The sequence below is a fragment of the Nocardia sp. NPDC050793 genome (assembly GCF_040654065.1).
Taxonomy (GTDB): Bacteria; Actinomycetota; Actinomycetes; order Mycobacteriales; family Mycobacteriaceae; genus Nocardia.
On record NZ_JBFAHG010000009.1, the window covers coordinates 233,625 to 239,841 of the forward strand.

Sequence of the window (6,217 nt, forward strand, 5' to 3'; positions counted from 1 at the left end):
AGACAGTCTCGCTACCGGCGCGTACGCCGATTCGGTGACCTTACCTCGCCATGACGTTCGATACGGTGAAGGCGTGACAACGACGGTGGGGCGGCAATACGGCGGGCGCGCCGTGGCCGAGCGCAAGGCGGAACGGCGGCTGCGGTTCCTGGAGGCGGCGACGCGCCTCTTCGCCGAACGCGGGTACACGGAGTGCTCGCTGGCCGACGTGTGCGCGGCCGCCGGACTGTCCAAGCGTCAGTTCTACGAGGAGTTCGACACCAGGGAGGACGTGCTCGTCGCGGCCTACGACCGCATCCAGGACGACGCGGTCGCCGCGGTGGGCGGCGCCCTCTCCGAGCTCGATCCCCGGCTCGATCCGGACGCCGCGATGACGGCCGTGCTCAGCGCCTACCTGGGCTCGCTCGACGCCGATCCGTACCGCGCCAAGGTGGCCTTCATCGAGGTGGTCGGCGTCAGCGAGCGGATGGAGCGGCATCGGCGCGAGCGCAGGCACGCCTGGGCGACGGTGCTCGAAACGGCTGTGGTGCCGCGGGTCGTGCCCGGCGGCCGGATTCGCGGCGGTCCCGGTCTCGCGGCGAGCGCGCTGATCGGCGCGATCAACGGACTCACCCACGAATGGTTGCTCTGCGACCCGCGGCCGCCGGTATCCGAGCTGGTGGACCTGCTGGTTCCGGTGGCCATCGCGCTGATCGAAACCCATTGACCAGTAAAGGAACCCGGCGGCCGTCGCGTCATCGCGTCATGTCAGCATGCCTGCCAGTCGCCGCGCACGGTGGGGCTGGCGCAGCTTGCCCATGGCCTTCGCCTCGAGCTGACGGACTCGCTCGCGGGAGACGCCGAGCGCGGTGCCGACCTCTGCTAGCGTGCGCGCTTCGCCCCGGTCCAGCCCGAAGCGCAGCAGGATCACCGCGCGTTCCCGGTCGGTGAGCGTGGCGAGCACCGCGTCGAGCCTGCCGCGGATCATGGTCGCCGCGACCACGTCGGCCGGGTCGGGGGCGTCGTCCGGGATCAGGCCGCCGAATTCGGTCTCGCCGTCGCCGAGGGGAGTGTGCAGTGAGATCGGCTCGCGTCCGTGGCGCAGCACCTCCTCGACCTGTGCCACCGGCAGCTCCAGTTCGGCGGCCACCTCGGCCGCGGTGGCTTCGCGGCCCAGTTGCTGAGCGAGCCCGCGCCCGGTGCGGGTCACCCGGTTGAGCACGTCGACCACGTGCACCGGGATGCGGATGGTCCGGCCCTGGTCGGCGATGGCGCGGCCGACCGCTTGACGGATCCACCAGGTGGCGTAGGTGGACAGCTTGAGGCCGAGTCGGTGATCGAACTTCTCGATCGCGCGCATCAGGCCGAAGGTGCCCTCCTGCACCAAGTCGAGCAGCGACATCCCGGTGGGTATTGGGTAGCGCTTCGCGATGAAGACCACCAAGCGCAGATTGGCGCGGATCATGTAGTCCTTGGCGCGCAGGCCGTCGGCGGCGGCGCTGCGCAGCTCGCGCCGCTCGGCGGGGGCGAGTTCGATTCCGGCCGTGACGCTTTCGGCGAGGCGCCGCTGCGCGAGCGCGCCCGCCTCGATGCGGACGGCCAGCGCCACCTCCTCGGCGGGGGTGAGCAGCGGGGTACGGCCGATGTGGCGCAGGTAATCCCGCATCGGATCTTCGGAGAGAGGAGCAGTGTCGAGCTGGGGCACGGGTGGTCCTTCCGATCGATCGGGGAGACGGTCCGGTGGGCGACGCGGTTCGGGGCGTCGATCACCGGACCGGGGCGGCGGGCGGCGCGGGTCGCGCGCGAACCCGCCGCGGGGGATTGCTGTTTCGCTCAGCGACCCGGGATGCGCAGCGGGCGGCGCGGCTTCCCCCGGTGGGTCTGCGCGCGCGGGACACCGCCGTCGCGGTGCGTCGGTGCGCCGAGGTAGGGGTTGCGCGATCCGGTGCCGCGCGGAGTGCCGGTTCTGATCGGTGCGTCGGCGAGGTGCTTGCGGATCGCGGTCTCGAGGTGCGCGTTGTCGATGTCGGCCACGGTGGCTGCTCCCTGTCGGTCGGTCTCGCTGGAGTTGGTCGGGGCTGCGGGTCGGGGGCCGTGGGTCATGCGCAGAGGGTTCTCCTTGTCGACTCGTGCCGCCGTTCCGGCGACGCAGACAAACTTAGATCGAACATAAAAATATGTCAACTACAAATTTATGTCGGGATCGGATACGCTCGCCGACATGGCCGAACAGGGACTTCGTGCGCGCAAGAAGCAGCAGACGCGCGAGAACATCTCGCACCACGCGACGCTGCTGTTCCTCGAGCGTGGATTCGACAAGGTGACGATCGCCGAGGTGGCCGCCGCCGCCGACGTCGCCAAGATGACGGTGACCAACTACTTCCCCCGCAAGGAGGACCTCGCCCTCGACCTCGGGGAGGTCTTCGTCGATCAACTCGCCCGCATCGTGCGCGAGCGTGAGCCGGGAGAGTCCGCGCTGGCCGCGCTGCGGCGCGCCTACCTCGCCGCCGCCGCTGACCGGGACCCAGTGGTGGGCTTCTCGGGTCTCGAGTTCGCCCGGATGATCGCCGAGAGCCCGGCACTGACGGCGCGCCTGCGCGAGTTCCACGAGGAAAGGGAGGCGGCCTTGGCGCGCACGCTCGCCGCCGAAATCGGCACTGCGCCAGGCGATATCACGCCTCGGGTGGCCGCGGCCCAGCTCGGCGGCGTGCACCGCGTGCTGTTCGAGGAGACCGTGCGCCGCACCCTCGCGGGCGAATCGAACGACGAGATCGGCGGAGCGCTCACCGAATACATCCGGGTGGCCTTCGACGCGCTGGAACCGGGTTTGCGGGTGTACGCGGTCCGCGTCTAACCCCCGGCTGTCGGAAGGTTGTCGTCCGACAGCGTCTGCGTCGCGCGCGCAGTAATACTTGCGCCCGAATACTCGCGTGCGTATATTCGTAGACGAGTAAGGAGGTGTCATGGCCACGAAGCGCAAGGTGAACAACCTGTTGGCGCTCGCGATTCTCTCGGTGATCATCGAACGGCCGATGCACCGCTACGAGATCGCCTCGAAGCTGCGCGAGCGCGGCAAAGACCAGGACATGGACATCAAGTGGGGTTCGCTCTACACGGTGGTCCAGAACATGGTCAAAGCCGGTTTCCTGGAAGCCGTCGGCAGCGAACGCGACGGCGCGCGCCCGGAGCGGGTCATCTACCGCATCACCGACGCGGGTCGCGCCGAAATGTCCGACTGGACAAGGGAATTGATCGCCACTCCGGTGCAGGAGCACGACGCCTTCACCGCCGGACTCTCGGTGATCAGCGCGCTGTCGCCGGACGAGGTGATCGAGCTGCTCGGCGTCAGAATCGGCGCGCTGGAGGCGATCGTCGCCGGCATCCGCGGTGAGCTGGAGAAGCTCGCGGGCACCCTGCCCCGGCTGTTCCTGATCGAGACCGAATACGGGCTGGCGATGCTCGAGGCCGAGGCCGCGTGGGCCCGCTCCTGGCGCGCCGAGCTGGTCGAAGGCACCTTCCCCGACCTGCCGATGTGGCGGCAGTTCCATGCCGGTGACATCGCGCCGTCCGACGTCGTCGAGATGGTGGAGAGGGGGATGCAGGAACCGAAGTAGCCACCGTCGCCCGGCCGTAGCCGGGAGGGACGCGCTAGAGACCGGGCCCGACGGAAGTGCGGCAACACCGCCGCCGAGCCCGATGAAACCGTCTCGAACCGTGCCCGCACGAGCGCACCCGGCCACGAGGCTGGCAACCACAGGATAGCTGGGTGTGCGGTACGCGGATCGGTTCGGGGAAACCAAGTCAACTCACGTACGGAGATACCCCATGTCCAGAATCCGTTCCGCGCTCGTCATCGGCGGCGGGATCGCCGGGCCCGTCGCGGCCACCGCCCTGCTGAAGGCGGGCATCGACGCCCGCGTCTACGAGGCCTACCCTGGCCCTTCCTACGGGATCGGCAGCGGGCTCGCGCTCGCTCCCAACGGCGTCGCCGCCCTCGACATCATCGGCGCGGGCGATCCCGTGCGCGGCATCGCGCAGCCGGTGTCGAAGATGATCCTTTCGGTGGGCGGCAACCATCACCACCTGCCCGCCCTGCGCGGCGAGCCGCCGCTGCAAATGGTGGACCGCGCCGAGCTGCACCAGACCTTGCACGATCACGCGGTGGCCGCGGGTGTCCCGGTCGAGTTCGACAAGCGCCTGGTGGGCGTCGACGAGCACGCCGACGGCGTCACCGCGCGGTTCGCCGACGGCAGTACCGCCACCGCGGACGTGCTGATCGGCGCCGACGGCATCCGGTCGACCGTGCGCGGCCTGATCGACCCGAACGCGCCAGGCCCGCAGTACACCGGCATGCTCGGCTTCGGCGCCACGGTCGAATGCGATGCCGGAATACCTTCCGACACCATGGTTTTCGCGTTCGGCAAGCGGGCCTACTACCTGTACGGGGCAGCCGCCGACGGGCGGGTCTTCTGGGGCGCCAATCTGCCGCACAAGCAGTACATGACGCTCACCGAGGCCCGTGCGATCCCCGCCGAGCACTGGCTGTCGATCCTGCGCGACACCTACGCCGACGACACGCCGGGCGGCGCGCTGGCTCGCAGCACCACCGCGGAGCAGTTGGAGGTCACCGGCGGTCTGCACATCATGCCGCCGGTGCCGCACTGGTACCGCGGACGCATGGTGCTGGTCGGCGACGCGGCGCATTCGCCATCCAACAGCTCCGGACAGGGTGCCTCGCTGGCCATCGAGAGCGCGGTCCAGCTGGCCAGGTGCCTGCGGGATCTGCCCGAGCCCGCGGCGGCGTTCGCGGCCTACGAGCGGCTGCGCCGGGAGCGGGTGGAGGGCATCGCGGCGCGCGCCGCGAAGATCAACCACAGCAAGACGCCCGGTCCGGTGGCGCGCAAGATGATGAATCTGCTCATGCCGCTGATGGTGAAGACGGTGATGAACCCCGAGAAGACCATGGGCGGCGAGCAGCGGTACCGCATCGACTGGGATGCCCCGGTCCAATCGGAACTGGTCCCCGCCTGAGTCCCTGGCAGAGTTACCGACTTTTGCTTCCAGCGTGGCGCCGTCGTCCCTAAGTGCATACAGTTACCCCTTGTGCGCTCCCCCACCACCCAGTCCATCGATATCCAAGTTGCCGGCGCGGCGCGAGCCTTGGCCGCGTTGGGCCTCGTCGACGCCTTCGGGCACGTGTCCGCCAGGGACGTCGACCACATGGACATCACTCCTGCGGCCGATTTGGAGACCGTCGCGGCTTCGGACTGCCTTCGCGTCCCGTTGACCGCCACGGCATTGCCATCCAGGTGCCCGGCCGAGGCATGGGCCCACCTGGCCCTCTACCAGACCTTCGGTCCGTCCCTGACCGCCGGTCGCGATATCCGCTCGCGACCGGCGGTTCGCGTGTTCCCCCTTGGGTGGGGAATCGTTCACCCTCGGAGGTGGGGAGGCAGCCTTGGGGTTCCTGTCGGCGACGGACTCGGACGACGAGATTGGAAGGCACAAAGAAGACGCCGCATCCCGAGGAGCATCGCAATGCCGACCGAAACCATCGCACCTTCCGTTCCGACCCGGACGGGCGCGCTCGCGTCGGTCGACCACTTCGACCCGAACGCGATCGCGGTGTCCACCGGCGACTATGACCTGACCTACGGCGAACTCGACTCCTGGTCGAATCGGCTCGCCCGGGTGCTGCTCGACAATGGTGCCGGACCGGGCGCGACGGTCGCCTTGGCGGTGGAACCTGCCATCGAAGCGGCGGTCACCCGCTGGGCCATCGCCAAGTCCGGCGCGACCCCAGTGCTCGTCACGTCGAGCGGGCCGGGTTCGAGCGAGGTCGAGGCGGCCGCGATCGGCGTCACCACCACCGCCCTGCGCGGCGACCTGACCGAGGCCATCGGCTGGCTGGTGCTCGACGACCGATCGATGCTCGTTCGTTACCTCACCGGATCGGACGCCGCGATCACCGACGCCGAGCGCGCCTCACTGCGGCAGGCGTCCTGACGCCGCGCCGTATCCCGCGTCGGGAAATCCTTCCTGACATGCGTATTTCGAGTTGTCGACCAGCGTGCGGAGCTAAACTCTCCAGGGGAAGTACTCCTATGCGCACGCTGGTCGACTCATCCGCGGGAAGGCTCGTTCCCACACGAGTCGAGACCCGTCGCGGGCGACAGCGCGCTTACCCCTCGCGGGCACCGCGCGCGTCTTGACTTGTTCTCTCCGTCTTCTCATTGAG

Annotated in this window: 7 protein-coding genes; 5 read left to right on the forward strand and 2 right to left on the reverse strand. The window is 69.2% G+C overall.

Translation table 11 applies throughout. The annotated features are described in order from the left end of the window. The first annotated feature begins 73 nt into the window (after positions 1–73). Positions 74–706 carry a TetR/AcrR family transcriptional regulator gene (locus AB0H50_RS27930; RefSeq protein ID WP_357458137.1) on the forward strand — a complete coding sequence of 211 codons (633 nt, stop codon included), beginning with the start codon at positions 74–76 and terminating at the stop codon, positions 704–706. Between the two features lie 36 nt (positions 707–742). Here the strand turns inward: AB0H50_RS27930 and AB0H50_RS27935 are convergent, their stop codons facing one another. Together AB0H50_RS27935 and AB0H50_RS27940 are read right to left on the reverse strand one after the other, a co-directional pair. After that, a complete protein-coding gene (locus AB0H50_RS27935; protein WP_357458140.1) occupies positions 743–1,684 on the reverse strand; it encodes a sigma-70 family RNA polymerase sigma factor in 942 nt (313 codons plus the stop codon). Positions 1,685–1,812: 128 nt separating this feature from the next. Continuing rightward, a complete protein-coding gene (locus AB0H50_RS27940) occupies positions 1,813–2,013 on the reverse strand; it encodes a hypothetical protein (RefSeq protein ID WP_357458143.1) in 201 nt (66 codons plus the stop codon). A gap of 187 nt (positions 2,014–2,200) precedes the next feature. On the opposite strand from AB0H50_RS27940, the gene AB0H50_RS27945 reads away from it, so the two are divergent. The 4 genes from AB0H50_RS27945 (at position 2,201) to AB0H50_RS27960 (ending at position 5,985) form a co-directional block, all read left to right on the forward strand. Then, positions 2,201–2,833 carry a TetR family transcriptional regulator gene (locus tag AB0H50_RS27945; protein WP_357458145.1) on the forward strand — a complete coding sequence of 211 codons (633 nt, stop codon included), beginning with the start codon at positions 2,201–2,203 and terminating at the stop codon, positions 2,831–2,833. 109 nt (positions 2,834–2,942) lie between these two features. Further along, complete coding sequence (locus AB0H50_RS27950; RefSeq protein WP_357458148.1) at positions 2,943–3,593, forward strand: PadR family transcriptional regulator; 651 nt, start codon at positions 2,943–2,945, stop codon at positions 3,591–3,593. A gap of 211 nt (positions 3,594–3,804) precedes the next feature. Beyond that, on the forward strand, positions 3,805–5,010 hold the full coding sequence (locus AB0H50_RS27955) for an FAD-dependent monooxygenase (protein WP_357458151.1): 1,206 nt from the start codon (positions 3,805–3,807) through the stop codon (positions 5,008–5,010). A 507-nt stretch (positions 5,011–5,517) separates the two neighbouring features. Beyond that, entirely contained in the window at positions 5,518–5,985 is a 468-nt protein-coding gene (locus tag AB0H50_RS27960; RefSeq protein ID WP_357458154.1) for an AMP-binding protein, read from the forward strand. Positions 5,986–6,217 lie beyond the last annotated feature (232 nt).

Excerpts from the sequence above, each read along its gene's own strand:
- AB0H50_RS27950 (WP_357458148.1), top strand. The coding sequence starts at position 2,943 with ATGGCCACGAAGCGCAAGGTGAACAACCTGTTGGCGCTCGCGATTCTC.
- AB0H50_RS27945 (WP_357458145.1), top strand. The coding sequence starts at position 2,201 with ATGGCCGAACAGGGACTTCGTGCGCGCAAGAAGCAGCAGACGCGCGAG.
- AB0H50_RS27960 (WP_357458154.1), top strand. The coding sequence starts at position 5,518 with ATGCCGACCGAAACCATCGCACCTTCCGTTCCGACCCGGACGGGCGCG.
- AB0H50_RS27955 (WP_357458151.1), top strand. The coding sequence starts at position 3,805 with ATGTCCAGAATCCGTTCCGCGCTCGTCATCGGCGGCGGGATCGCCGGG.